Origin of the sequence: Ensifer sp. M14, from assembly GCF_003355565.1 — a bacterium.
Taxonomy (GTDB): Bacteria; Pseudomonadota; Alphaproteobacteria; order Rhizobiales; family Rhizobiaceae; genus Ensifer.
This window is the reverse complement of the sequence record NZ_QJNR01000004.1, coordinates 1,010,348-1,033,130: the sequence shown is the minus strand read 5'-3', so window position 1 is coordinate 1,033,130 and position 22,783 is coordinate 1,010,348. Positions and strand designations below refer to the sequence as shown.

Here is a 22,783-nt window from a genome sequence, read left to right as displayed (position 1 = left end):
AGCGACGATGTTACCGCAGGTCGTCGGGCGCCGCCATCGCATCGACAGCGAACGGCGGCAGCCGCGTCGTAACTGTTACGTACTTGTAGTTTTGCGACCTTCGCTCAACCATCGCTGAATTGCTGGTCCGCATGGCTTTGCGCATGCCGCCGGATTGCCCGTCGGCCCTCTGCTCTGCGCGTTCATACGGAGGATTTTGGCATGATCAGACGACGGACCATCCTGATGTACGGCGCGTTTGCAGCAGCACTTCCCCATATGACAGCCTTGCCTTCCTTCGCCACTGATGCGGCCCTTACGCCCGATGAAGCACGGGCGATCGCAAAAGAGGCGACGATCTACGGATTTCCGTTGGTCGACAATTATCGGGTGCAGCATTCCTATTTCGTCGACGCCGGTGGGCCGGAGTTCAAGGCGCCGTGGAACACGCTGTTCAACAATGCACGGGTCTACACGCCTGAAGACAAGGCCATCCAGACGCCGAATTCAGACACGCCCTACTCCTATGTCGGCGCGGATCTCAGGGCCGAGCCGTTGGTGTTCACCGTTCCGGCAATCGAGAAGGAACGGTACTACTCACTGCAATTCATCGACCAGTACACCTTCAACTTCGCCTATGTCGGCAGCCGCGCGACGGGCAACGATGCCGGCAGCTACCTGCTTGCCGGGCCGAACTGGAAGGGCGAGACACCGCCGGGGATCAAGGAGGTCATCCGCTCGGAGACCGAGTTCGCCTTCGTGCTCTACCGCACGCAGCTCTTCAATCCCGGTGACATCGAAAACGTCAAGAAGATCCAGGCCGGCTACAAGGTCGAGCCGCTGTCAAAGTTCCTCGGCCAGCCGGCACCGGCAGCCGCACCCGCCGTCGACTTCTTCACACCCCTCAGTGCCGCCGACGAGAAGATATCGCCAGAGGTCTTCAGCGAACTCAACTTCATCCTGCAGTTCTGCCCGACCGATCCGTCGGAAAAGGAGCTGATGGCACGCTTTTCCGAGCTCAACATCGGCGGCGGCAAGACGTTCGACTTCCGGGCCTTCCCGCCGGATATCCAGAAGGCGATCAGCGACGGCATGGCGGACGGCTGGGCCGCTTTCAAGGAACACAAGGAAACCATGGTCGATACCGGCAAGCTTTCGAGCGCCGTCAGCTTCGGCACAAGGGCGTTTCTGAAGAACGACTACATGCAGCGTATGTCCGGTGCGGTGCTCGGCATCTACGGCAACTCCAAGGAAGAGGCGATCTACCCGGCATACTTCGTCGATGCCGAGCAGAAGCCGCTTTCCGGCGCGAACAAATACGCCCTGCGCTTCGAACCCGGCCAACTGCCCCCCGTCAATGCGTTCTGGTCGCTGACACTCTACGAACTGCCGGCAAGCCTGCTCCACGCCAATTCGCTCAATCGCTATCTCATCAATTCGGGGATGCTGCCGAGCCTGAGGCAGGATGCCGACGGCGGCCTGACCCTCCATGTCCAGAACGAGAGCCCGGGCGCAGACCTCGAGAGCAATTGGCTACCGGCGCCGAAGGGGCCCTTCCTCGTGGTGATGCGGCTCTATTGGCCCAAACCCGACGCGCTCGACGGCAAATGGAAAGCCCCGCCCCTGAAACCTGCCGCTTGAGCAGAGAGGATGCCAAACATGAAGACGCTTCGAGTTCCTCTTGCCCTTGCCGTCGCCCTATCAGCGATCGGCACGAAGCCGGCCACGGCAGCAGACGCTGTCATCGTCGGTGTCGACAATTTCATCCGCGCCGAGAGCGACATGTATGCGGCCGCCATGGTCAAGGATGGAGCACTGGGCAAGTTCTTGCACCGCCGCGAGCCCGCCTCGATCGACAACCAGACGGTCATTCGCCTCAACCGCGACACGCTCTATTCCTCCGGCGTGTTCGACCTTGATGCCGGCCCCGTCACGATCACGCTGCCCGATGCCGGAAAACGGTTCATGTCGATGCAGGTTATCAACGAGGATCACTACGTGCCGCAGGTAACCTATGAGGCCGGCGAGCATACGCTGACGAAGGAGGGCGTCGGCACGCGCTATGTCGTCATCGCGATCCGCACCCTCGTCGACCCGGCCGATACCAAGGATATCGAAGCGGTCCATGCCCTGCAGGACGCGATCAAGGTCAGTCAGGCGGGGAGCGGCAGCTTCGAGGTCCCTGCCTGGGATCCAGCGAGCCAGAAGACAGTGCGTGAAGCGCTGCTCGCGCTGAGTGCGACATTGCCCGACTTCAAGAAAGCCTTCGGGACCAAGGAGGAAGTCGATCCCGTTCGCCATCTGATCGGGACGGCCGCCGGCTGGGGCGGAAATCCGGACAAGGATGCGGTTTATCTCAACATCACACCAGCGAAGAACGATGGTGCGACGGTCTATAAGCTCGACGTGAAGGACGTACCCGTCGACGCGTTCTGGTCGGTGAGCGTCTACAATGCTGCCGGATACTTTGAGAAGAACCAGTATGGCGCGTACACGGTCAACAATATCACCGCGAAGAAAGGCGGCGACGGCACGGTGGCGATCCAGTTCGGTGGCTGTGATGGCAAGATAGAAAATTGCCTGCCGACCACAAAGGGCTGGAATTACACCGTGCGCCTCTATCGTCCCCGGCAGGAAATACTGGATGGAAAGTGGCAGTTTCCGGAGCCAAGCCCAGTCAACTAGCCGGGAGCAACGGCTGGCCAAGCATCAGTTTGAGGCGTGGCCGGCAGGAACGCTCGTGGGTTTTCATCTGCGCCTGCCGGACGGCTCGGCATGGCAGCCCACAGGAGGTTTCCGGCAGAAACGTGAAACGGCTCTCCGTCAGGAACCACGGAGGAAAAGAAATCTAGAGCGCTTCCGCAAGCCGGTTTAGGCCGGAAACGCTCCAGGTCGTGCAATGATGCGTGAAATCAGGCGGGGGTGCGCTTGCGCGCCGGCTGGCGCTTCGGCGCCGGGGCCACTGGTTCGGCGTCAGCTTCCTGCAACAACCGCGCAGCCTTGAGCTTTTCGGTCTTCTTCTCGCGCGCCAGCTTTTCGGCAGCGACGATACCACGGGCCGTATGGTCGGTTGCCGCAGCCTTGTCGGCTGCCGACAAGCGCTCGGGCTTGAAAAGATCTTTCTTCGTCGACGTCATGCGTACCTCCTCGCTCGGGCGTGGACCGATGCCGAAATCGGCATCGGTGCCTCAGATTTAGAGCTTTTCCAGGAAAAGTGCGAAGCGGTTTTCCATCAGGAAATGCGTAAGCAATGAGCTAGAGCGCTCTGCGTCTCCGTTGAAACCGGAAACGCTCTAGCGAGTGCGGACGGCCTTCTTCGGCGCCGGCAGCAGGCCTTCGCGCTGAAGCTTCTTGCGCGCCAGCTTGCGCTGGCGACGAACGGCTTCGGCCTTTTCGCGAACGCGCTTTTCCGACGGCTTTTCGTAGGCGCTGCGCGCCTTGAATTCGCGGAACAGTCCCTCGCGCTGCATCTTCTTCTTGAGAATGCGAAGTGCCTGGTCGACGTTGTTGTCTCTGACGAGTACCTGCAAGGTAAATCCTTCCCTTTGGTTCGTGGCCGCACACCGGCGGACCGAAAGTGCCTAAAGCTATCTTCCGATCCGGATGCGCGACGGTTTCAGCCAGGGTTCCCCCTTGGCAATGATGCGCGACGGTCCCTCTTCGATGGGAGAGGCCGCCTCAGTGGTCTCGACGTCACTTGCAACGATGCGACGTTCGAAATTCTCGCCGTCGAAACGGACGCGATATTGGGTCTCGCCGTGGTCGGCGGGCAGAACACCGATGATCCGGCACGTCCTGACGGCCGGTGCCAGCTTGGTGAAATCGGCCCTTACGGTCACCGTGTCGCCAACGGCACAAATTCTGCGGGTCATGATAGTTTCCTTCCCCGGCGGTGCAGGGTCCGGACGCAAAAAGGCCGGGCTTCACCCGACCTCTTCCCGTCAATCAAACGTCCCCAGCCAGTACATCCGTGGTCGGGGGAGGCAGATGACGATTCATTCCGCCCGCAGATTGTCGGCAGAGTTCTTGCCGGTCTTGCGGTCGCGGACGATGTCGTAGGTGACCTTCTGGCCTTCCGCCAGCGAGCCCATGCCTGCACGCTCTACAGCGGAAACATGAACGAACACGTCGGTCGTGCCGTCATCCGGCTGGATGAAGCCAAAACCCTTGGTGCCATTGAACCACTTTACAGTGCCTGAATTCATAACGATCTCCTTTCAATCGTTGATTTCGCTCGACGGGTATTCGCCGGGCCGTGTCGATGTTGAGAGGAAATCTGACTACGCTTTTCAGCGCTTTGACAAAGGTCGCAAGCAATATTCGATTGCACCCATATAATTCTTTTTTCGGGATTTTCAATGTTTCATTTGGAAAACCGCTCGAAATGCAACAGCGCCACCGAAAAACAACGTTGATTCAAGCTTGTTTCGATTGGAATCTTTTCAGAATTTCCATCCTGTTATTTTTGGACGCACCAAGAAATGTATCTTCGCCTTCGATGATAAACCATGAATGCAGAACTATAACCGAGTTGAGCGAAGCATAGTGGGGGTCAAAATGGCGAATGCCGGCGCCCCTAACAGCGCGACCCAGTCTCATCTTGTATTGAAGCAAGTGGGAAAGACGATTTCGCGGTACGACCGGCCTTGCAGACAGCCTCGCGTTAAGAGCGACACTGGCGGGCTTGATCGCCCGCCAGTGCTATTGTTGGATAGCCGAGATTACTCGGCGGCCTCTGCTTCGGGCATTGGCACGTAGTTGAGGATCGGCGACAGCCAGCGCTCGACCTCGCGCACCGCCATGCGCTTGCGCGTGGCATAATCCTCGACCTGATCGCGCTCGACCTTGGCGACGCCGAAGTAGTAGGCCTCGGGATGGCCGATATAGAGGCCGGAGACGGACGAGCCCGGCCACATCGCAAAACTCTCGGTCAAGGTTACGCCGATGGTCTTTTCAGCGTCGAGCAGGCGGAACAGGGTTTCCTTTTCCGTGTGATCGGGCTGAGCCGGATAGCCTGGCGCCGGCCGGATACCGGCATAGGGTTCGCCGACCAGATCCTGAGGCAAGAACGCCTCATCGGCAGCATAGCCCCAGAGCTCCTTGCGCACATATTCATGCATGCGCTCGGCAAAGGCCTCGGCGAAGCGATCGGCGAGCGCCTTGACCATGATCGACGAATAATCGTCGTTGGCGCGCTCGAAGCGTTCGGCGATCGCCACTTCCTCGATGCCTGCGGTAACGACGAAGCCCCCGAGATAGTCCCTGCTGCCACTGTCGACAGGGGCGACGAAGTCCGACAGCGCGACGTTCGGCCGGCCGTCGCGCTTGCTCAACTGCTGGCGCAGCGTGAAGAACGTGGCAAGCTCCGCATTGCGCGCCTCGTCGGCAAACAGCCTGATATCGTCGCCGACGGTGCCCGCCGGCCAGAAGCCGACGACCGCCTTCGGCGCGAACCACTTCTCCTCGATGATCTTGGCAAGCATGGCCTGCGCGTCGTCGAACAGCTGGCGGGCCGCCTGTCCCTGCTTCTCGTCGTCGAGGATCTTCGGGTAGACGCCCTTCAGTTCCCAGGTCTGGAAGAACGGCGTCCAGTCGATGTAGCGCGCAAGCTCTTCCAGCTCCCAGCCCTGGAACACCCGGGTGCCCAGGAACGAAGGAGCCTTGGCCTGGTAGCCGCTCCAGTCGATCTTGTGGGCATTGGCGCGCGCCTGCGACAGCGGCAGGCGACGCTTTTCCGCCTCGTTGCGGGCATGGGCGTCGGCAACCTTGCGGTATTCTGCACGGATGGTCTCGACATAGGGAGCCTTCGCCTCCGGCGACAACAGGCTGGAGACGACACCGACCGCGCGGCTCGCATCGGTGACATAGACCGTCTGGCCGCGATCGTAGCGCGGATTGATCTTGACTGCCGTATGCACCCGGCTCGTCGTCGCGCCGCCGATCAGAAGCGGGATGTCGAAGCCCTCGCGCTCGAGTTCCGAGGCGACATGCACCATCTCGTCGAGCGACGGCGTGATCAGGCCGGAAAGACCGATGATATCGACCTTCTGCTCCTTGGCCACCTGAAGGATCTTGGCCGAAGGCACCATGACGCCGAGGTCGATGATCTCGTAATTGTTACAGGCGAGCACGACGCCGACGATGTTCTTGCCGATGTCGTGCACATCGCCCTTGACCGTCGCCATCAGGATCTTGCCGGCGCTCTGGCGTTCGCCCTCGCCGCCGGCGGCAAGCCGCTCGGCTTCCATGTGCGGCAACAGCACCGCAACCGCCTGCTTCATCACACGCGCCGACTTCACCACCTGCGGAAGGAACATCTTGCCGGAACCGAAGAGGTCGCCGACGACATTCATGCCGGCCATCAGCGGACCTTCGATGACATGCAGCGGCCGGGCGCTCGAAAGCCGCGCCTCCTCGGTGTCGGCCTCGATATATTCGGTAATGCCGTTGACCAGCGCGTGCTCGAGCCGCTTTTCCACCGGCCATTCGCGCCAGGAAAGATCCTTCTCCTTGGCCTGGGCGCCGCCCTGGCCGCGATAGCGTTCGGCAAGCTCGAGCATGCGCTCGGTCGAATCGGCGCGGCGGTTCAACACCACGTCCTCGCAGGCCTCGCGCAGCTCGGCATCGATGCCGTCATAGACGGCGAGCTGGCCGGCATTGGCGATGCCCATGTCCATGCCCGCCTGGATGGCGTGATAGAGGAACACGGCATGCATCGCCTCGCGCACCGGCTCGTTGCCGCGGAAGGAAAACGACAGGTTGGAGACGCCGCCGGAAATGTGCACATGCGGCAACGTCGCGATGATCTCGCGGGTCGCCTCGATGAAGTCGACGCCGTAGTTGTTGTGTTCCTCGATCCCCGTCGCAACCGCAAAGATGTTCGGGTCGAAGATGATGTCTTCGGGCGGGAAGCCAGCCTCTTCCGTCAGCAGCTTGTAGGCGCGGGTGCAGATCTCGACCTTGCGCGCCTTGGTGTCGGCCTGACCGACCTCGTCGAAAGCCATGATAACGACGGCGGCGCCATAGGCGCGGCAAAGCCTGGCGTGGTGCAGAAACGCCTCCTCGCCTTCCTTCATCGAGATCGAGTTGACCAGCGGCTTGCCCTGGACGCATTTCAGGCCGGCCTCGATCACCTCCCACTTCGACGAGTCGATCATCACGGGTACGCGGGCGATATCCGGTTCGGAGGCGATGAGGTTGAGGAATTCGACCATCGCCTGCTTCGAATCGATCAGGCCCTCGTCCATGTTGATGTCGATGATCTGCGCGCCGTTGGCGACCTGGTCGCGGGCGACATCGAGCGCTGCCGAGTAATCGCCGGCAGTGATCAACTTGCGGAACTTGGCCGAACCGGTGACGTTGGTGCGCTCGCCGACATTGACGAAGGGAATGTCGGACGTCAGCGTGAAGGGCTCGAGGCCCGAAAGCCGCATCAACGGCGCGACATCCGGGATCCGGCGCGGCGGGTGCTTGGCAACTGCCTTGGCGATCGCGCTGATATGGGCCGGCGTCGAGCCGCAGCAGCCGCCGACAATGTTGAGCAGGCCGTCGCGGGCAAAGGCCTCGACCTGGGCTGCCATCTGCTCCGGCGTTTCGTCATATTGCCCGAATTCGTTCGGCAGGCCGGCATTCGGATAGGCACAGACGAAGGTGTCGGCAACGCCGGAAAGCTCGTCGATATGCGCACGCATGGCGTTGGCGCCGAGCGCGCAGTTGAGCCCGATGGTGAAAGGCTCGGCATGGCGCACGGAATACCAGAACGACGTCGGCGTCTGGCCTGACAGTGTCCGGCCGGAAAGATCGGTGATCGTGCCGGAGATCATAACCGGCAGTTCGATGCCCTTCTCGGCAAACACTTCCTTGGTGGCGAAGATCGCCGCCTTGGCGTTGAGCGTATCGAAGATCGTCTCGATCAGGATGATATCGGCGCCGCCGTCGATCAGACCGTGGATCTGTTCGGCATAGGCGATCCGGAGATCGTCGAAGCTGACCGCCCGGTAGCCCGGATTGTTGACATCGGGCGAAATCGACGCGGTCCTGTTGGTCGGGCCGAGTGCGCCGGCGACGAAGCGGCGACGGCCGTCATGCGCTTCGGCACGTTTTGCCGCCCGGCGCGCCAGCCGGGCGCCGTCGCGGTTGAGGTCGTAGACCATGTCTTCCATGCCGTAGTCGGCCTGGGCGATGCGGGTCGAGGAAAACGTGTTCGTTTCCAGGATGTCGGCACCGGCGATGGCATAGGAATAGTGGATATCCTCGATCGCCTTCGGCTGCGTCAGCGTCAACAGATCGTTGTTGCCCTGCTGGTGACAGGCGCAGCCGCCGAAGCGATCGCCGCGAAAATGATCCTCGACGAAACCCAGTTGCTGGATTTCCGTGCCCATGGCGCCGTCCATGATCAGGATGCGCTCGCTGGCCGCCTGCGTCAGCGCCCGCATGACTTCGGAGCCATCCGGCTGGGGGGAAAGGTCGCCGAAAAGGGCGTCGATGGCGGACATGGGAAATCTCCCGTTCTGAAAACGACAAACAATAGTCAAGTCAATCACATAAAGATATCTTTATGTCAACATATGAAAGGACTTAATTTGCCTCAATGAGACTGGCTTCAGCGCCCGTCTGCACACCGTTTCAGTCTGTGCATAGGTGCCGCGAAAAGGCGATTCCGCCTTTCGGCTGACCGGCTAACACAAAGAAAATGGCCCGCCGCGCGTGCGACGAGCCATCAGACATGCCGTTGGAGCAAAAACTCAGAGACGCGCGAGGCAATCCTGCGTTTCATAGATAGCGCAGAGGATATGGTAAAAGCTGCTCGCCGGCGCCGGTTCGTCGATGAAACTGCCGTCGGCCTGCTGCTTGTCGCGCCAGAGCCCGGCAACCGGCGTCTCCAGGAAGAAGCCAAGTGCCGCCGCTGCCCGAGCTGCCGATGCGAGGTAGCGCTCGCGCTCCGCACCTTCGGTGAGGGCTGCAAAACGAACCGAAGCCTTCAGCCATTCCGTCTGCGGCCACAGCCGGGCGATCGGGTCGGCGACGGAGAAGTCGTCGAAGAGCGTCATGACCGCGACGTTCCGCGTCGGGCAGATGCCATGCGCCTCGCCGATTGCAAACAGCTGCCGCGCCTTGATGATCGCTTCGGCGCTGCCGCGCCGCTCGCCCCAGCGTAACAGCAGCCAGGCCCATTCGAACAGATGGCCGGGCTCGACGATACGGCCCTTGTCGCCCGGATACGGCGCCCAGTCGTGATCGAAGAATTCGCGCAATGCGCCGGTATCGCCGTCGATGAAGTGGTCCATCGCCAGATGGGCGATCTCGTCGGCAAGATTGAACCAGGCGACCTGATCGAAGCCGACAACCTCCTCACTCGCCAGGCAGGCTTCGAACAGATGCATGTGCGGATTGGAGCAGAGCGGTAGCCGCGACGGATTGTCTTCCTCGAAACCCGTCAACGGATGCTTGCAATGGGCTTCAAGACGCTGGCGCAGACCGTTGCTGCGCTCGATCATCTCGGGCTTTCGCTCAGGAAAGACCTCGGCCAGATAGGCAAAGGCCAAAAGCGCGAAGGCCTGATTGTAGAGATCGAACGACACATCGATGAGGTTGCCGTCGGCATCCGCAAGCGCACCGTAAAAGCCCGTCGGCTGCAGATAGACACGATCGAAATAGGCAAGCCCACCCTCGGCGGCACTCTGCCAGTCGCCGCTCCAGCCGCGCCTGCCGGCTTCCGCGAAACAATAGACCTGGCGCGGCTGCACCCGCGCGCGGCGGTTGGCGAGCGTCGGTTCACCAGCCATGTCAATGGTTTCGGCGAAACCGCCGCCCGCGGCATCGACGCCCTTGTCACGCCAGAGCGGCAGGGCCTTTTCAGCCAGCCATGCCGACAGGGTAGCGGATTGCGAGAAAATATCCTGCGGCAACGGTTCAGCCCTCGAGCTTCAGGTCATCATGGTTCTTGCCCAGCAGCTCGGCCAGAGCCTCGACCACCATGTTGTGGTCCTCGCGCTGCGGTAGGCCGGACACGGTCACCGCACCGATGCAACCCGTGCCCTTGACGACGATCGGGAAGCTGCCACCATGGGCGGCATATTCGGCATCCGGGAGCCCGAGCTTTGCCTGCAGGTTGGTCTGCTGTTTCAACAATCCGAGGCCGGTCGAGTAGCTGCTCTTGAACAGACGGAAAACGGTGTTGCGCTTGCGGCGCACCCAGTTCGGATTGTCAGGTGTTGCACCTTCGAGCGCGGCATAGAACACCTGCATGGAAAACAGCGTGATATCGATGACGACGCCGAGCTTGCGTTCGGCCGCCATGCGGCGCAGCGTCGAACCCAGTTGCCACGCAGCTTCCAGGTCGAAACTGTCGAACTGCAGTTCGCGCTCCTGCTCGCCGATGCGCTTGAGATCCTTGTCGATATTCATGAAGCCTCCGCTCAATCCTTCCAGAGCCAGGCCGCACCGCGCACGCCGGAGCTATCCCCGTGCACCGCCTTGCGAACAGGCGTTTCGAAACTGTCGCCAAAGAGGTAGTCGACCACCAGCGGCGGCACATCCTCATAGATCTCGTCGACATTCGACATGCCGCCGCCGAGCACGAAGACGTCGGGATCGACGATGTTGGTCAAAAGCGCAAGGCTGCGGGCCAGCCGGTCGACGAAACGATCATAGACGCCCGTTGCCACCGGATCGCCGGCGCGCTTCGCCTCGATGATATCGCGGCCGCGCTTTTCAACGCCTGTCGTCAGGCGGTAGTCGAGCTCGACGCCGGTGCCGCAGGCGTACATGTCGAGACAGCCGTGTTTGCCGCACCAGCATTTGTGACCGGGATATTCGTCCCTGGTCATCCATGGCAGCGGATAGTGGCCGATCTCGGCGGCGACGCCCTGGTAGCCGGCGTGCACCTTCTTGCCGATCGCAAGCCCACCGCCATGGCCGGTGCCGACGATCACGCCAAAGACCGTCTGCGCATCCTTGCCGGCGCCATCGACCGCCTCCGATACCGCCAGACAATTGGCGTCGTTGGCGAGCCGCACCTTGCGGCCGATCGCCTGCTCAAGGTCGCGCCCGAGCGGCTTGCCGTTGATCAAGACGGCGTTGGAATTGCGCACGATGCCGGTGCGCGGATTGGGGCTGCCGGGAATACCGATGCCGATCGAGCCCGGTTCGCCGGCCGTCTGTTCGGCAGCGGCCACGAGGTCGAGAACGGCTCGGATGCAATCGTCATAACCGCTGGTCGGGGTCGCGACGCGATGGCGGGCGCGCGTTTCGCCATCGCGATCGAGCGCGATGACTTCCATTTTCGTGCCGCCCCAATCAATTCCGATGAACATGTCTGGATAGGTCTCTGGGTGAAGGTCGAATGAAGCCGCGCGAGCCTCCTCAAGCCGGCGCTAATGACTGCTTAGCATTCGAAAGACGGCAAACGCCAGCCCCCGATGTCGGCACGCCTCGGTAGAGGAGGGAGCCGTGTCCGGCCGGCAACATCTGACCTCTCCTTGATCACCAGCACCGCACGCCGCGCCTCTTTCGCAAAGGCACCGCGCAAAAACACTTGGCGAACAGGCCTTGCTTTTGTATGGGTGCTATTCAAGTGGTCCCGTAGCTCAGCAGGATAGAGCACCAGATTCCTAATCTGGGGGTCACGCGTTCGAATCGCGTCGGGATCACCATTCTCCTTATCATTTTGTCACCGCACAGCGCGCCGCCCAGTCCAGCCTGGCCCCACCCCGAACATCGATGCAAACGATCATGGTTCAGTTGCTTGTCACCTACATGCAAATGCGCACTCGACCGACCGGCGAACCGCTGCCCTCGCCCGTCGAGAACGCAGCGTTCGCGCTTGAGCGACTGGAGGCAGAGCAATTCCTGTCGCTCTATCGCGCCGTCGGCGAAACTCTACGTTGGGATCAACGGCTGCGCATGCCTGCCGAGGCGCTCGACGCCTTTTTGCGCAGCCCATCGACTGCGATTTATGTCCTGCGGATCGACGGTCGTGCCGTCGGGCTTTGCGAATTCGATCGCGTCGACACCGCCGATATCGAGCTCACCCATTTCGGCCTGATCCCCGACATGCAGGGACGAAGGCTTGGGCCGTATCTTCTCGACGCAGCACTGCGCGCCGTCTGGGATCGTGCGCCCCAGCGCATCTGGCTGCACACGGACGAGTGGGATCACGCCAAGGCGCAAGACACCTATCGCCGCGCCGGCTTCGACATTTTCGACCAGAAGCTCGAAGATATCAGCGAGTAACGTCTGCAACAACATCAGTCACGTTGCCGTGAGCTTCGGTCGTACCCGTGGCACAAAACCTGCCCTCATCCATTTCCTCTGATGAAAGGAAATGGTGAAGCCCATGAGAAAGCTGGCAATTGTCGCGCTTTCGCTGGCAACCGCCTTCTCCAGCGTAGCCCCGGCGCAGGCATTTCCGCCGGTGACACCCGTGAAGGCAGGCATCTCGAACGTCGAGACCGTGCAATATTATAACCGCCGATGGTATCGCGGCGGGGATCGCGACAGATGGGGCGACCGCCGCTACTATCGTCACCGGCACTGGGATGATGACGACGACGATGACAATGTTGGCGCGATCATCGGAGGCCTTGCCGCCGGTGCCATCATCGGCGGGCTGTTGAGTTCCCAGCCGCGACGCTACTATGGCGGCAATTCCCATGCGAGTTGGTGCTACAGTCGCTACCGCTCCTATAGGGCGTGGGACAACACCTTCCAACCCTATAACGGCCCGCGCCGCGCCTGCTATTCGCCCTACCGCTAATCGCCACCCTGTCCCGTCGCCCGAAAGGCGGCGGGGCGCGCATAACGATCTGAAAGACAACAGTTTTTCTGTGAGTGTATGACGCAGGATCTTACGATGATCCTGCGCCCCGGGCGCGCCCGTTGCGCCAGCGCTACGCCCAATCGCTCGGCCGGGCCTGTGCCTGCCACCGATCTTTCCTATGCAAACCTGCTCCTCCCAAGACCTGTTGGTTCCGCTGCGGTTTGTGACCGCCGCTTGACATCTCCGTAAGCCTGATCTTATCATTCCAATATAAAGTAGCGTAGTACATAATTATGCAATAACAAAAGAGAGGAACACTAGGATGAAATCAGCAAGAATTGCACTGCTTCTGGGAACGGCGCTTGTCGCCTCGTCATCATTCGCTTTCGCGCAGGAAAAGGGTGGGGTCATCAACGTCGCGACCGTCGGCGAGCCGCCGACACTCGACCCGATGGCATCCACGGCCGACCTCGTCGGCATCGTCTCACAGCACATGTTCGAGACGCTTTACACCTTCGACAAGGATTGGAAGCCGACGCCGCTTCTGGCCGCCGCCATGCCGGATATCAGCGCCGACGGCAAAACCTACACGATCAAGCTGCGCTCCGGCGTCAAGTTCCATGACGGCACCGACATGGATGCGACCGACGTCGTCGCCTCGCTCGACCGTTGGACGAAGACGGCTTCGCGCGGCAAGCAGACGGCAACGACGATCGCCGGCATCGAAGCCGTCGATGCGACCACCGTCAAGATCTCGCTCACCACGCCCTATGCGCCGCTGGTCTCGCTGCTCGCCTTCAACAACTCCGCCGCGATCGTGCTGCCTTCGGAAAAGCAGGCCGAGCCGATGGTCGATTTCGTCGGAACCGGCCCCTACAAGCTCAAGGAGCGCAAGGCCGACCAGTATATCCAGCTCGCGCGTTACGATGGCTATGTCTCGCCCGAGGGTGAGAGCAACGGCTATGGCGGCGCGCGCCACCAGTATGCAGACGAGATCCGCTTCGTGCCGGTTCCCGATCCGAACACCCGCGTCGAGGCAGCAGTCTCCGGCCAGTACGACTACGTCGATTCCATTCCGGTGGAATCCTTCGATCGCGTGAAAGGCTCTTCGGCCTCCGAGCCTGTCATGCTGCAGCCTTTCGGCTGGCCGGTCTTCGTCCTGAACTCCGGCAACGGCATGACCAAGAACCTGGAACTGCGCAAGGCGATCCGCACCGCGCTCAGCATGGAAGACATGATGGCCGCCGCCTTTGGCAGCACCGACTTCTATGCGCTCGATGCCGCTCTATACCCTTCGCAATATGTCTGGCGCACCGAAGCCGGCACGGAAGGTGGCTATAATGTCGCCGACCCGGAAAAGGCAGCCGAACTGTTGAAGGCCGCCGGCTACAAGGGCGAGCCGCTGCGCATCCTGACAAGCCGCCAGTACGAGTTCCACTACAAGATGGCGCAGGTGGCAGCCGAATATCTGAAGCTCGCGGGCTTCACCGTCGACCTGCAGGTGGTGGATTGGGCGACGCTCACCCAGCGCCGCGCCGACCCGACGCTCTGGGATATCTACATCACCCACAGCCCGTTCCTGCCTGAGCCGGCGCTGATCGGCATGATGTCGACCAAGGCGCCCGGCAACTGGGATACGCCGGCCCGCGCCAAGGCCGTCGATGCCTTCAACGCCGAATCGGATGCCGGCAAACGCGTCACACTCTGGGCCGACGTGCAGAAGGTGATCTACGAGGAAGTGCCGTTCATCAAGATCGGTGATTTCAACGCCCTTTCGGCCAAGACCAAGACGCTTGACGGCGTCTCGCCCGCGCCGTGGCCCTACTTCTGGAACGCTTCGATCAAGAAGTAAGCTTTCATCCACTTGAAGCCTTCGGCGGGCGGTCATCCGTTTTGGATCGCTGCCCGCCGGATAGCCCGGCGCCGCCTTTGCGGCGCCCGTGCGGAAGAAGTTCGAGGCACCCATGATACGCTATATCCTCCAGCGCCTGTTCGGCATGATCGTGGTCATGGCGCTTGTCGTCACCATTGTCTTCGTTATCGTGCGAGTGACACCCGGCGATCCCGCCGCCGTCATGCTCGGACCGGAAGCGACGCAGCAAGACATCGCCGAATTGCGCACCAAGCTTGGTCTCGACCAGTCGCTCGGCCTGCAATACGTCTACTACATCGGGCAGTTGCTGCAGGGCGATCTCGGCCAGTCGATCTTCCTCAACCAGCCGGTCACCTCGGCGCTGGCCGAGCGGGCCGAGCCGACCTTTTTCCTCACTTTGTTTTCGATCCTGATTGCCAGCGGCATTGCACTGCCGATCGGCATCTATGCGGCCTACCGGCGCGGCTCCTTCGTCGACCAGGCAGCCACCACGCTGGCCATGCTTGCCGCCAGCATTCCGAGCTTCTGGCTCGGCCTGATCCTCATCCAGTTCCTCGCCGTGCGCCTCGGTTGGTTTCCGGTTTCCGGCTACGGCGGTCCGGGCTCCACCTTCGTTGAGCGCATGTACCATCTGACCCTGCCGGCAATTGCGCTCGGAGTGGTCTCCTCGGCGTTGATCCTGCGCTTCACGCGCGCCTCGATGCTCGACGTGCTCGGCGACGACTTCATCCGCACCGCCCGCGCCAAAGGGCTGGGCGAGCGCCGCGTGGTGATGAAACATGCCCTGAAAAACGCCCTCATCCCGATCCTGACGATCATCGGCCTGACAGCCGCAGTCCTGATCTCCGGCGCCGTTGTCACCGAGACCGTCTTCGGCCTTCCAGGCGTAGGCAACCTCGTCGTCTCGGCCGTGCTCCGGCGTGACTATCCGGTGATCCAGGGGGCGCTGCTCGTCATCGCAGCACTCTACGTGCTGATCAATTTCGCGATCGACATGCTCTATCTCCTCGTTGATCCAAGGGTTCGTTACTGATGACCGTCACCGTATCACCCCCTGTCACGAGCGAACGGGCCAAGTTCCTGCGCCGCCTGCTCAAGCGCAAGACCGTCGCCTTCGGCCTCTTCGTTATCGTCACATTCGTGCTGCTCGCCGTCTTCGCCCCGCTGATCGCGCCCTATGCGCCGGGCAAGCTGTCGATCGTCAACCGGCTGTCGCCACCGAGCCTGCGATGGTTCTTCGGCACCGACGAATTCGGGCGCGACGTGTTTTCGCGCACGCTCTATGCCGGCCGCCTGTCGCTGCTGGTCGGTGCTGCCGTCGTTACGCTTGCAACCATCGTCGGCGTCGTCATGGGACTGCTTGCCGGTTTCTTCCCGAAGCTCGACGCGCCGATCGCCCGGCTGATCGACGCGATGATGGCCTTTCCCGACATCCTTCTGGCGATCGCGCTCGTCGCCGCCCTCGGCCCCTCGCTGACGACGGTGATCATCGCGCTCAGCGTCGTCTATGCGCCGCGGCTGGCGCGGGTGGTGCGTGCCTCGACGCTTGTCATCCGCGAGCTGCCTTACGTCGAGGCGGCCCGCGCGCTCGGCATCTCGACGCCGCACATCATGACACGGCATGTGCTGCGCAACCTGCTCTCGCCGATCCTGGTGCAGGGTACGTTCCTGTTTGCCCATGCGATGCTCGCCGAAGCCGGGCTCTCCTTCCTCGGCGTCGGCGTCAGCCCCGAAATCCCGACCTGGGGCACGATGATCGCCTCGGGCCGGCAATATATCGGACAGGCCGATTGGGTGACGCTGTTTCCCGGCATCGCCATCGTGCTTTCGGTCCTGTCCCTGCAGATGGTTGGCGACGGGTTGCGCGACATGCTCGACCCCCGCCTCAGAAAGGACCTGTGATCCATGCCCACCGCAACCCGTAGCACCAGCCCCGTGCTGATCAGCAACGTGAAGCCCGTCGCCTTCGGCATGGCGGCGCCCTCCGAAACGGTCGATATCCTCGTCGGCGGCGACGGCACCATCGCCGCCATCGGCAGCGAGCTGACAGCGCCTGATGATGCTCAGCGTATCGACGGCAAGGGCGGCTGGATCTCGCCCGGCTGGATCGACCTGCACGCCCATGTCTGGCACGGCGGCACCGACATCTCGGTCCGGCCGCAGCTCTGCGGCATGGAGCGCGGCGTCACCACCATCGTCGATGCCGGTTCGGCCGGCGAAGCCAACTTCCATGGTTTTCGCGAATACATCATCGAGCCGGCACGCGAGCGCATCAAGGCCTTCCTCAATCTCGGCTCCATCGGCCTCGTCGCCTGCAACCGTGTCAGCGAACTCAGCGACATCCGCTCGATCGATATCGACCGGATCATCGCCTGCTACCAGGAAACCGCGAGCATATCGTCGGCCTGAAGGTGCGTGCCAGCCATGTGATCACAGGCTCCTGGGGCGTAACCCCGGTCAAGCTCGGCAAGAAGATCGCCAAGATCCTGAAGATCCCGATGATGGTGCATGTCGGCGAACCGCCGGCGCTCTATGACGAGGTGCTCGAAATCCTCGGCCCCGGCGACATCGTCACCCATTGCTTCAACGGCAAGGCCGGTTCGAGCATCATCGAGGACGAGGACCTGTTCGAGCTTGCCGAGCGCTGTGCCGGCGAAGGCATCCGGCTCGACATCGGTCATGGCGGCGCATCGTTCTCGTTCCGCGTCGCGGAAGTCGCAATCGCCCGCGGCCTGCTGCCGTTCTCAATCTCCACCGACGTGCATCTGCGCAGCATGAACCAGTCAGTCTGGGATCTCGGCACCACCATGTCGAAACTCCTCAGCGTCGGCATGCCGTTCGAGAAGGTCGTCGAGGCCGTGACCCAAGCACCCGCCTCGGTCATTCGCCTGCCGATGGATGGACTTTTGACCGTCGGCGCACGCGCGGAATTCACTCTCTTCGATCTCGTCGATTCCGAGCTGCGCGTCTTCGATTCGCTTGGAACCGAAGCGCATCTCAATCGCCTCTTCGAGCCGCGCTATGCCGTCATGGGCACTGATGTCGTGGCGGCAAACCGATACCAGCCGCAGCATGTGGAGTGCCCCGACCACAGCCACGGCTTCGGCTACCGTTGAACCATCACAGAACACAGAAACTGGCAGGATATCGCGTGAACAGTTTGGACCATAAGACCAAGGGCCGTGTGCCGGCTTCGCCCTACCAGAGGCTCGCGGCGCTGGGCATCGACCTGCCGCCGGCGCCGCCGCCGATCGCCAACTTCGTCACCCACGTCCAGGAGGGCAACATCCTCTACCTGTCCGGACAAGGCCCGCGCGAAGTCGACGGACACCTTCATGCCGGCAAGGTCGGTGCCGATGTCGACGTCGAAAGCGCTTACGAGCACGCACGGCTGACGGGCATCAATCTGCTGGCGGTGATGCATGATGCCTTGGGCGACCTCGGCCGCGTCAAGCGCGTCGTCAAGCTGCTCGGCATGGTCAACGCCGTGCCGGATTTCGCCGATCACCCGCGGGTGATCAACGGTTGCTCGGACCTGATGATCGACGTCTTCGGCGAGGCGGGCCAGCATGCCCGCTCGGCCGTCGGCTTCGGCTCGCTTCCCGGCAACATCACCGTCGAAATCGAAGCGATCGTCTCGCTTCACGACTGACGGCACGGGGGAGGTCGGATCAATGGCTGCGCCAGCCCATCATCTTCTCGATCCGCTCGGCGGAAACCCTGACGTGATCTGCGTAGAAGTTGCGATCGTCGAGGATCTTCTGCTCGGGCAGAACGATGGAAATGGTCGCAACGCACCCGCCCTTGTCGTCGAGGATCGGTGCGGCGACGCAGGCGACCGCATAGTCGGACTCACCGGCCTGGATCGAAAGCTTGGCAGCAAGCGCCGTCTCTGCCTGCGCCGACAACGCCGCCGGATCGATATCGGCCCGACCGGTCGGCGACGTGCGGGCGCAGCGGCGGAACAGCTCCAGCCGTTCGTCGGAGGGCAGATGACCGACCAGCAACCGTCCGGAGGCCGTCCAGTTGAGCGGCACGCGGGTGCCGACCCTCGATGTCACCTGGAAATGGCCGGGGCCGTCTGCCATTGCGAGCACCTGCATGTAATCGCCGTCGCGGCCGCAGAGCTGGATGGTTTCGGCAACTTCGCGGCCGAGATCGTGCATCTCCCGCGTCGCCACTCCGAGGAAATCGAGCGAGCGCGCATAGGCAAGGCCGTAGTGGTAGAGCCGGTCGCCGAGCCAGACCTGGCCGTCGGTATCGCGGCTAAGCAGGTTCTTCTCCACCATGTCGTCAACGATGACATAGGCCGTCGAGAGCGGCGCTCCGACTGCCTTGGCAATGGCGTAAACGCCGCTCGGCGAGCCGGTCTCGTAGAGGAAGTCGAGCACCTGCAATGCCCGATCCATACCGCTCACGCGCGAACGGCGGGTCTTGCCGGTCGGTTCCATGTCCTCGCCGGGCTCGGCGGCAATCGTCGTCTTGTCCAAGGGTCTGCTCCCGTGCAATTCGAAATTCGCAACACATGGGCGGGCAGCATCAGCTTTCCGTCTCACCCGCCACGACGGCCCGTTCGTCGATCCGAAACAGCCGGCTTATATCTCATTACTATGGTAGATATTCCGCGAAAACGGAATAGCCTACCCGTTTCGACTGCCAGAAAATCATATGGAGACCACCATGCCTGACCGCGACATCCGCGAAGCCCTCGGACTTCGCCCCGTTATCAACGTATCCGGCACGATGACGAGCCTCGGCGCATCGATCGTGGTCCCGGAAGCGATCGCCGCGATGACAGGCATACTGCCGCAATTCGTCGAGATCAACGACCTGCAGCGCAAGATCAGCCCGGTGATTGCCCGGTTGACCGGCGCAGAGGCCGGCTTCGTCACCGCCTCCTGCTCGGCCGGCATTAGCCTTGCGGTTGCAGGCACGATGACCAGCAATGATCTGGCGGCCATCGAGCGCCTGCCCGACGCCACCGGCCTGAAGAACGAAGTCATCATCCAGATGGGCCATGTCGTCAGCTACGGCGCGCCGGTCGACCAGGCGATCCGTATTGCCGGCGGCAAGCCGGTGCTCGTCGGCCAGGCGACGTCGGCCTATCGCTATCACATCGAAGGCGCCATCAACGAGCGCACGGCCGCTGCCGTCTACGTCGTTTCGCACCATGTGGTGCAATACGGCCTCGTCGGCCTCAAGGAGTTCGCCGAAGTCTGCCATGCCAGGGGCGTGCCCGTCATCGTCGATGCGGCATCCGAATATGATCTGAAGATCTTCCTCGAACAGGGTGCGGATATCGTTCTCTATTCCGGCCACAAGTTCCTCGGCGGCCCGACCTCGGGCATCGTCGCCGGCGAAAAGACGCTGGTGCGCAACGCCTTCCTGCAGAACCTCGGCATCGGCCGCGGCATGAAGGTGGGCAAGGAAAGCATGCTCGGCGTGATGGCAGCGCTCCTTGCCTGGGAAACGCGCGACCACCAGGGCATCCGCGACCGCGAGACCGGCTATCTGAACCTGTGGCGCGGCACGCTCGATGGCCACCCCGGCATCAAGCCGGTGATCGAGGCCGATCCGACCGGCAACCCGCTCGACCGTCTCCGCGTCACCATCGATCCGCAGGAAGCCCACATCACCGCATGGGATCTCGCCGATGCGCTGGCGCGTGGACAACCGCCGATCATCGTGCGCGATCACGAGGTCGAGCATAACTACTTCTATCTCGACCCGTGCAACCTGCACCCCGGCCAGGAGACCATCGTTGCCAGCCGCCTGGCGGAAGAGCTGACGAAGGCGCAGAGCTCCAACGAAATCATCGCCACGCCGCTTCACGAGCGCAACACCCGCCGCTTTGCCGGCCTGTTGCGCTGGCCCGACTGAGACTGCCCGCCGCCACCGTTGCCGAACGACAAGGAATGGAAGACATGACCCGCACAGACGCTGCCACCAATCCGGCGAAAGCCGTGCTTTCGGTCGAGAACCTGACGACCTCGTTTCTGGTCGACGGCGCCTGGAAGCCGGTGGTGCGAGACATCTCGTTCTCGGTCATGCCGGGTGAAACGGTGGCGATCGTCGGGGAATCCGGCTCGGGCAAGAGTGTCACGTCGCTGTCGATCATGCGCCTCTTGCAGAAGGACATGAGCCGGACCGAGGGGCGGGTCATGCTCGGCGGTCGCGATATCCTCGACCTGCCGGAAAGCGACATGCGCCGCGTGCGCGGCAATGACGTGGCAATGATCTTCCAGGAGCCGATGACCAGCCTCAATCCGCTGTTCACCATCGGCGACCAGATCTCCGAGGCGCTGCGCTGCCACCGGCCGATGAGCAAGGCGGAGGCAAAGGCTGAAACCATCCGCCTGCTCGACAAGGTCAGGATACCCTCGGCCGCCTCCCGTTTCGACGAGTATCCGCATCGCTTCTCCGGCGGCATGCGCCAGCGCGTGATGATTGCCATGGCGCTTGCCAGCCGGCCGAAGCTCCTCATCGCCGATGAGCCCACCACCGCACTCGACGTGACGATCCAGGGACAGATCCTCGACCTGATCAAGGTGCTGCAGGAGGAGGAAGGAACCTCTGTCCTGTTCATCACCCACGACATGGGCGTGGTCGCAGAGATCGCCGACCGCACGGTGGTGATGCTCCGCGGCGAGGCGGTGGAAACCGGCCGGACGGAAGACATCTTCCTGCGCGCCAAACATCCCTATACTCGCGCGCTGCTCTCGGCCGTGCCGATGCTCGGATCGATGAAGGGCAAGCCGCAACCGCTGCGCTTCCCCATCATCGACAGCACCACCGGCCTGCCGGACACGCCGGTCGAGGGCGCGAGTACGGTCGCGGAGAGCCGCCCGATCCTCGAGGTCAAGAACCTCGTCAAGCGCTTCGACATTCATGCCGGCCTGCTCGGCAAGCTTCAGGGCCGCGTGCACGCGATCGAGAACGTCTCCTTCAGCCTGCAGCCGGGCGAGACGCTGTCTCTCGTCGGCGAATCCGGCTGCGGCAAGTCGACGACCGGTCGCGCCATCATGCGGCTGATCGAGCCACAGAGCGGATCGGTCGTGCTCAACGGCCAGGACGTGCTGGCCATGGACCGCAAACGCCTGCGCGAAATGCGCCGAACGATGCAGATGATCTTCCAGGATCCCTTCGCCAGCCTCAATCCACGCATGACCGTGGGCGCGGCGATTGCCGAACCCTATCTCGAACACAAGCTCGGCACGCCAAGCCAGGCACGTGACAAGGTCGCCGATCTCCTGGAGCGCGTCGGCCTGCAGGCCGACATGGCGGCGCGCTACCCGCATGAATTCTCCGGCGGCCAGCGCCAGCGGGTCTGCATTGCCCGGGCGCTGGCGCTCGATCCGAAGGTCATCGTCGCCGATGAGGCGGTCTCGGCGCTCGACGTCTCGATCAAGGCGCAGGTCATCAACCTGCTGCTCGACCTGCAGGCGAGCCTCGGCCTTGCCTATCTGTTCATCTCGCACGACATGGCCGTGGTCGAGCGCGTCAGCCACCGCGTCGCTGTGATGTATCTCGGCGAGATCGTCGAGATCGGCCCTCGCGCCGAGATCTTCGAAAACCCGCAGCACCCCTACACCCGCAAGCTGATGGCCGCCGTGCCGATCGCCGATCCGACCCGGCGGCACACCAGGCGCAATGTCGCCAGCGACGAGATCAAGAGCCCGATGCGGGCGCCCGATTACGTCGTCTCCGCCCGGGAATACCGACAGATTTCGGCTGAACATTTCGTACAGGTTTAGAAAACCAGCTCCGAAATCACGTCATCACTTGTCCGGAACGCAGACCCGCAGGCGATGGCCATCCGGATCGAGCGCGACGAAGGTGCGGCCGAAGACGGCGGTCATCAGCTCCTGCTCGATCGGGATCCCGGCCTTGCGCCATTCCGCGTAGAGCCGCTCGACCTCCGCGTCGTCCTTCACCATGAAGGCGATCTCCATCCGGTGGCCTGAGCCAGAGGACACGAAGTTCGCAGCGCTGGTTGACCAGAGACTGAAGGTCAGGCCGTTTTCCAGGGTGTAGGCGACATAGCTCGGAAAGGCTGCAACCGGCTCGCGGCCAAGCAGTCTCGTGTAGAAGGCGGCGCTCTTTTCGGGATCTTCCACGTAAAGCAGAATGAGGTTGGGGCTCAGCATCTTTGATCATCTCCATTGTTTGAT

20 protein-coding genes, 1 tRNA gene and 1 pseudogene are annotated in these 22,783 nt (G+C 62.3%); 12 read left to right on the top strand and 10 right to left on the bottom strand.

Features of this window, described 5'->3' with window-relative positions:
* Nucleotides 1-258: 258 nt before the first annotated feature.
* Nucleotides 259-1,620, top strand: coding sequence for a DUF1254 domain-containing protein (locus BLJAPNOD_RS04995; RefSeq protein WP_244611000.1), 1,362 nt, complete (start codon nt 259-261; stop codon nt 1,618-1,620).
* An 18-nt stretch (nt 1,621-1,638) separates the two neighbouring features.
* On the top strand, nt 1,639-2,664 hold the full coding sequence (locus tag BLJAPNOD_RS04990) for a DUF1254 domain-containing protein (RefSeq protein WP_115419102.1): 1,026 nt from the start codon (nt 1,639-1,641) through the stop codon (nt 2,662-2,664).
* 227 nt (nt 2,665-2,891) lie between these two features.
* Here the strand turns inward: BLJAPNOD_RS04990 and BLJAPNOD_RS04985 are convergent, their stop codons facing one another.
* From BLJAPNOD_RS04985 to BLJAPNOD_RS04950, 8 genes are all read right to left on the bottom strand, one after another.
* Complete coding sequence (locus tag BLJAPNOD_RS04985) at nt 2,892-3,116, bottom strand: hypothetical protein (RefSeq protein ID WP_077502140.1); 225 nt, start codon at nt 3,114-3,116, stop codon at nt 2,892-2,894.
* 156 nt (nt 3,117-3,272) lie between these two features.
* A complete protein-coding gene (gene rpsU, locus BLJAPNOD_RS04980) occupies nt 3,273-3,509 on the bottom strand; it encodes a 30S ribosomal protein S21 (RefSeq protein WP_025424996.1) in 237 nt (78 codons plus the stop codon).
* A gap of 57 nt (nt 3,510-3,566) precedes the next feature.
* Nucleotides 3,567-3,851: a hypothetical protein gene (locus BLJAPNOD_RS04975; protein ID WP_025424997.1), complete on the bottom strand. Its 285-nt coding sequence runs from the start codon at nt 3,849-3,851 to the stop codon at nt 3,567-3,569.
* 123 nt (nt 3,852-3,974) lie between these two features.
* Entirely contained in the window at nt 3,975-4,184 is a 210-nt protein-coding gene (locus BLJAPNOD_RS04970) for a cold-shock protein (protein ID WP_025424998.1), read from the bottom strand.
* A 516-nt stretch (nt 4,185-4,700) separates the two neighbouring features.
* Nucleotides 4,701-8,474 carry a methionine synthase gene (gene metH, locus BLJAPNOD_RS04965; protein ID WP_115419101.1) on the bottom strand — a complete coding sequence of 1,258 codons (3,774 nt, stop codon included), beginning with the start codon at nt 8,472-8,474 and terminating at the stop codon, nt 4,701-4,703.
* A 249-nt stretch (nt 8,475-8,723) separates the two neighbouring features.
* The gene (locus tag BLJAPNOD_RS04960) at nt 8,724-9,887 is read right to left on the bottom strand and encodes an AGE family epimerase/isomerase (protein WP_115419100.1); all 1,164 of its coding nucleotides are present in this window, start codon (nt 9,885-9,887) and stop codon (nt 8,724-8,726) included.
* A gap of 4 nt (nt 9,888-9,891) precedes the next feature.
* Complete coding sequence (locus BLJAPNOD_RS04955) at nt 9,892-10,386, bottom strand: heme-degrading domain-containing protein (protein ID WP_115419098.1); 495 nt, start codon at nt 10,384-10,386, stop codon at nt 9,892-9,894.
* Nucleotides 10,387-10,397: 11 nt separating this feature from the next.
* On the bottom strand, nt 10,398-11,294 hold the full coding sequence (locus tag BLJAPNOD_RS04950) for an ROK family protein (protein WP_115419097.1): 897 nt from the start codon (nt 11,292-11,294) through the stop codon (nt 10,398-10,400).
* Between the two features lie 262 nt (nt 11,295-11,556).
* Between BLJAPNOD_RS04950 and BLJAPNOD_RS04945 the strand changes: the two genes are divergently transcribed.
* The 8 genes and pseudogenes from BLJAPNOD_RS04945 to BLJAPNOD_RS04905 all read left to right on the top strand — a co-directional run bounded on the left by BLJAPNOD_RS04945 (nt 11,557) and on the right by BLJAPNOD_RS04905 (nt 18,264).
* Nucleotides 11,557-11,633, top strand: a tRNA-Arg gene (locus BLJAPNOD_RS04945).
* A gap of 79 nt (nt 11,634-11,712) precedes the next feature.
* The gene (locus BLJAPNOD_RS04940; protein WP_115421138.1) at nt 11,713-12,213 is read left to right on the top strand and encodes a GNAT family N-acetyltransferase; all 501 of its coding nucleotides are present in this window, start codon (nt 11,713-11,715) and stop codon (nt 12,211-12,213) included.
* A 103-nt stretch (nt 12,214-12,316) separates the two neighbouring features.
* Nucleotides 12,317-12,736 carry a BA14K family protein gene (locus tag BLJAPNOD_RS04935; RefSeq protein ID WP_077502261.1) on the top strand — a complete coding sequence of 140 codons (420 nt, stop codon included), beginning with the start codon at nt 12,317-12,319 and terminating at the stop codon, nt 12,734-12,736.
* A 325-nt stretch (nt 12,737-13,061) separates the two neighbouring features.
* Nucleotides 13,062-14,591, top strand: coding sequence for an ABC transporter substrate-binding protein (locus tag BLJAPNOD_RS04930; RefSeq protein ID WP_115419095.1), 1,530 nt, complete (start codon nt 13,062-13,064; stop codon nt 14,589-14,591).
* A gap of 112 nt (nt 14,592-14,703) precedes the next feature.
* Entirely contained in the window at nt 14,704-15,645 is a 942-nt protein-coding gene (locus tag BLJAPNOD_RS04925; RefSeq protein WP_077502170.1) for an ABC transporter permease, read from the top strand.
* Nucleotides 15,645-16,514 (top strand): ABC transporter permease, encoded by an 870-nt coding sequence (locus tag BLJAPNOD_RS04920; protein WP_115419094.1) that lies wholly within the window; start codon nt 15,645-15,647, stop codon nt 16,512-16,514. The genes BLJAPNOD_RS04925 and BLJAPNOD_RS04920 overlap by 1 nt, the downstream gene beginning before the upstream one ends.
* A gap of 3 nt (nt 16,515-16,517) precedes the next feature.
* Nucleotides 16,518-17,728: pseudogene (locus BLJAPNOD_RS04915) on the top strand (amidohydrolase/deacetylase family metallohydrolase).
* A gap of 44 nt (nt 17,729-17,772) precedes the next feature.
* Nucleotides 17,773-18,264, top strand: a complete 492-nt coding sequence (locus tag BLJAPNOD_RS04905) for a RidA family protein (protein WP_077502173.1) — start codon at nt 17,773-17,775, stop codon at nt 18,262-18,264.
* 19 nt (nt 18,265-18,283) lie between these two features.
* Here BLJAPNOD_RS04905 and BLJAPNOD_RS04900 read toward each other — a convergent pair whose 3' ends face one another.
* Entirely contained in the window at nt 18,284-19,063 is a 780-nt protein-coding gene (locus BLJAPNOD_RS04900) for an IclR family transcriptional regulator (RefSeq protein WP_115421136.1), read from the bottom strand.
* Between the two features lie 229 nt (nt 19,064-19,292).
* On the opposite strand from BLJAPNOD_RS04900, the gene BLJAPNOD_RS04895 reads away from it, so the two are divergent.
* Together BLJAPNOD_RS04895 and BLJAPNOD_RS04890 are read left to right on the top strand one after the other, a co-directional pair.
* Nucleotides 19,293-20,492 carry an aminotransferase class V-fold PLP-dependent enzyme gene (locus tag BLJAPNOD_RS04895; RefSeq protein ID WP_115421135.1) on the top strand — a complete coding sequence of 400 codons (1,200 nt, stop codon included), beginning with the start codon at nt 19,293-19,295 and terminating at the stop codon, nt 20,490-20,492.
* Nucleotides 20,493-20,536: 44 nt separating this feature from the next.
* Nucleotides 20,537-22,366, top strand: coding sequence for an ABC transporter ATP-binding protein (locus tag BLJAPNOD_RS04890; protein WP_115421134.1), 1,830 nt, complete (start codon nt 20,537-20,539; stop codon nt 22,364-22,366).
* A 24-nt stretch (nt 22,367-22,390) separates the two neighbouring features.
* Here BLJAPNOD_RS04890 and BLJAPNOD_RS04885 read toward each other — a convergent pair whose 3' ends face one another.
* Entirely contained in the window at nt 22,391-22,759 is a 369-nt protein-coding gene (locus tag BLJAPNOD_RS04885; protein WP_115419093.1) for a VOC family protein, read from the bottom strand.
* Nucleotides 22,760-22,783: the final 24 nt, after the last annotated feature.

Coding starts and splice junctions, on each gene's coding strand:
- BLJAPNOD_RS04970 (WP_025424998.1), bottom strand. CDS start 4,184: ATGAATTCAGGCACTGTAAAGTGGTTCAATGGCACCAAGGGTTTTGGC.
- BLJAPNOD_RS04920 (WP_115419094.1), top strand. CDS start 15,645: ATGACCGTCACCGTATCACCCCCTGTCACGAGCGAACGGGCCAAGTTC.
- BLJAPNOD_RS04890 (WP_115421134.1), top strand. CDS start 20,537: ATGACCCGCACAGACGCTGCCACCAATCCGGCGAAAGCCGTGCTTTCG.
- BLJAPNOD_RS04930 (WP_115419095.1), top strand. CDS start 13,062: ATGAAATCAGCAAGAATTGCACTGCTTCTGGGAACGGCGCTTGTCGCC.
- BLJAPNOD_RS04900 (WP_115421136.1), bottom strand. CDS start 19,063: ATGGAACCGACCGGCAAGACCCGCCGTTCGCGCGTGAGCGGTATGGAT.
- BLJAPNOD_RS04975 (WP_025424997.1), bottom strand. CDS start 3,851: ATGACCCGCAGAATTTGTGCCGTTGGCGACACGGTGACCGTAAGGGCC.
- BLJAPNOD_RS04950 (WP_115419097.1), bottom strand. CDS start 11,294: ATGTTCATCGGAATTGATTGGGGCGGCACGAAAATGGAAGTCATCGCG.
- BLJAPNOD_RS04895 (WP_115421135.1), top strand. CDS start 19,293: ATGCCTGACCGCGACATCCGCGAAGCCCTCGGACTTCGCCCCGTTATC.
- BLJAPNOD_RS04940 (WP_115421138.1), top strand. CDS start 11,713: ATGGTTCAGTTGCTTGTCACCTACATGCAAATGCGCACTCGACCGACC.
- BLJAPNOD_RS04995 (WP_244611000.1), top strand. CDS start 259: ATGACAGCCTTGCCTTCCTTCGCCACTGATGCGGCCCTTACGCCCGAT.
- BLJAPNOD_RS04990 (WP_115419102.1), top strand. CDS start 1,639: ATGAAGACGCTTCGAGTTCCTCTTGCCCTTGCCGTCGCCCTATCAGCG.
- BLJAPNOD_RS04985 (WP_077502140.1), bottom strand. CDS start 3,116: ATGACGTCGACGAAGAAAGATCTTTTCAAGCCCGAGCGCTTGTCGGCA.
- BLJAPNOD_RS04955 (WP_115419098.1), bottom strand. CDS start 10,386: ATGAATATCGACAAGGATCTCAAGCGCATCGGCGAGCAGGAGCGCGAA.
- BLJAPNOD_RS04925 (WP_077502170.1), top strand. CDS start 14,704: ATGATACGCTATATCCTCCAGCGCCTGTTCGGCATGATCGTGGTCATG.
- BLJAPNOD_RS04885 (WP_115419093.1), bottom strand. CDS start 22,759: ATGCTGAGCCCCAACCTCATTCTGCTTTACGTGGAAGATCCCGAAAAG.
- BLJAPNOD_RS04935 (WP_077502261.1), top strand. CDS start 12,317: ATGAGAAAGCTGGCAATTGTCGCGCTTTCGCTGGCAACCGCCTTCTCC.
- metH (WP_115419101.1), bottom strand. CDS start 8,474: ATGTCCGCCATCGACGCCCTTTTCGGCGACCTTTCCCCCCAGCCGGAT.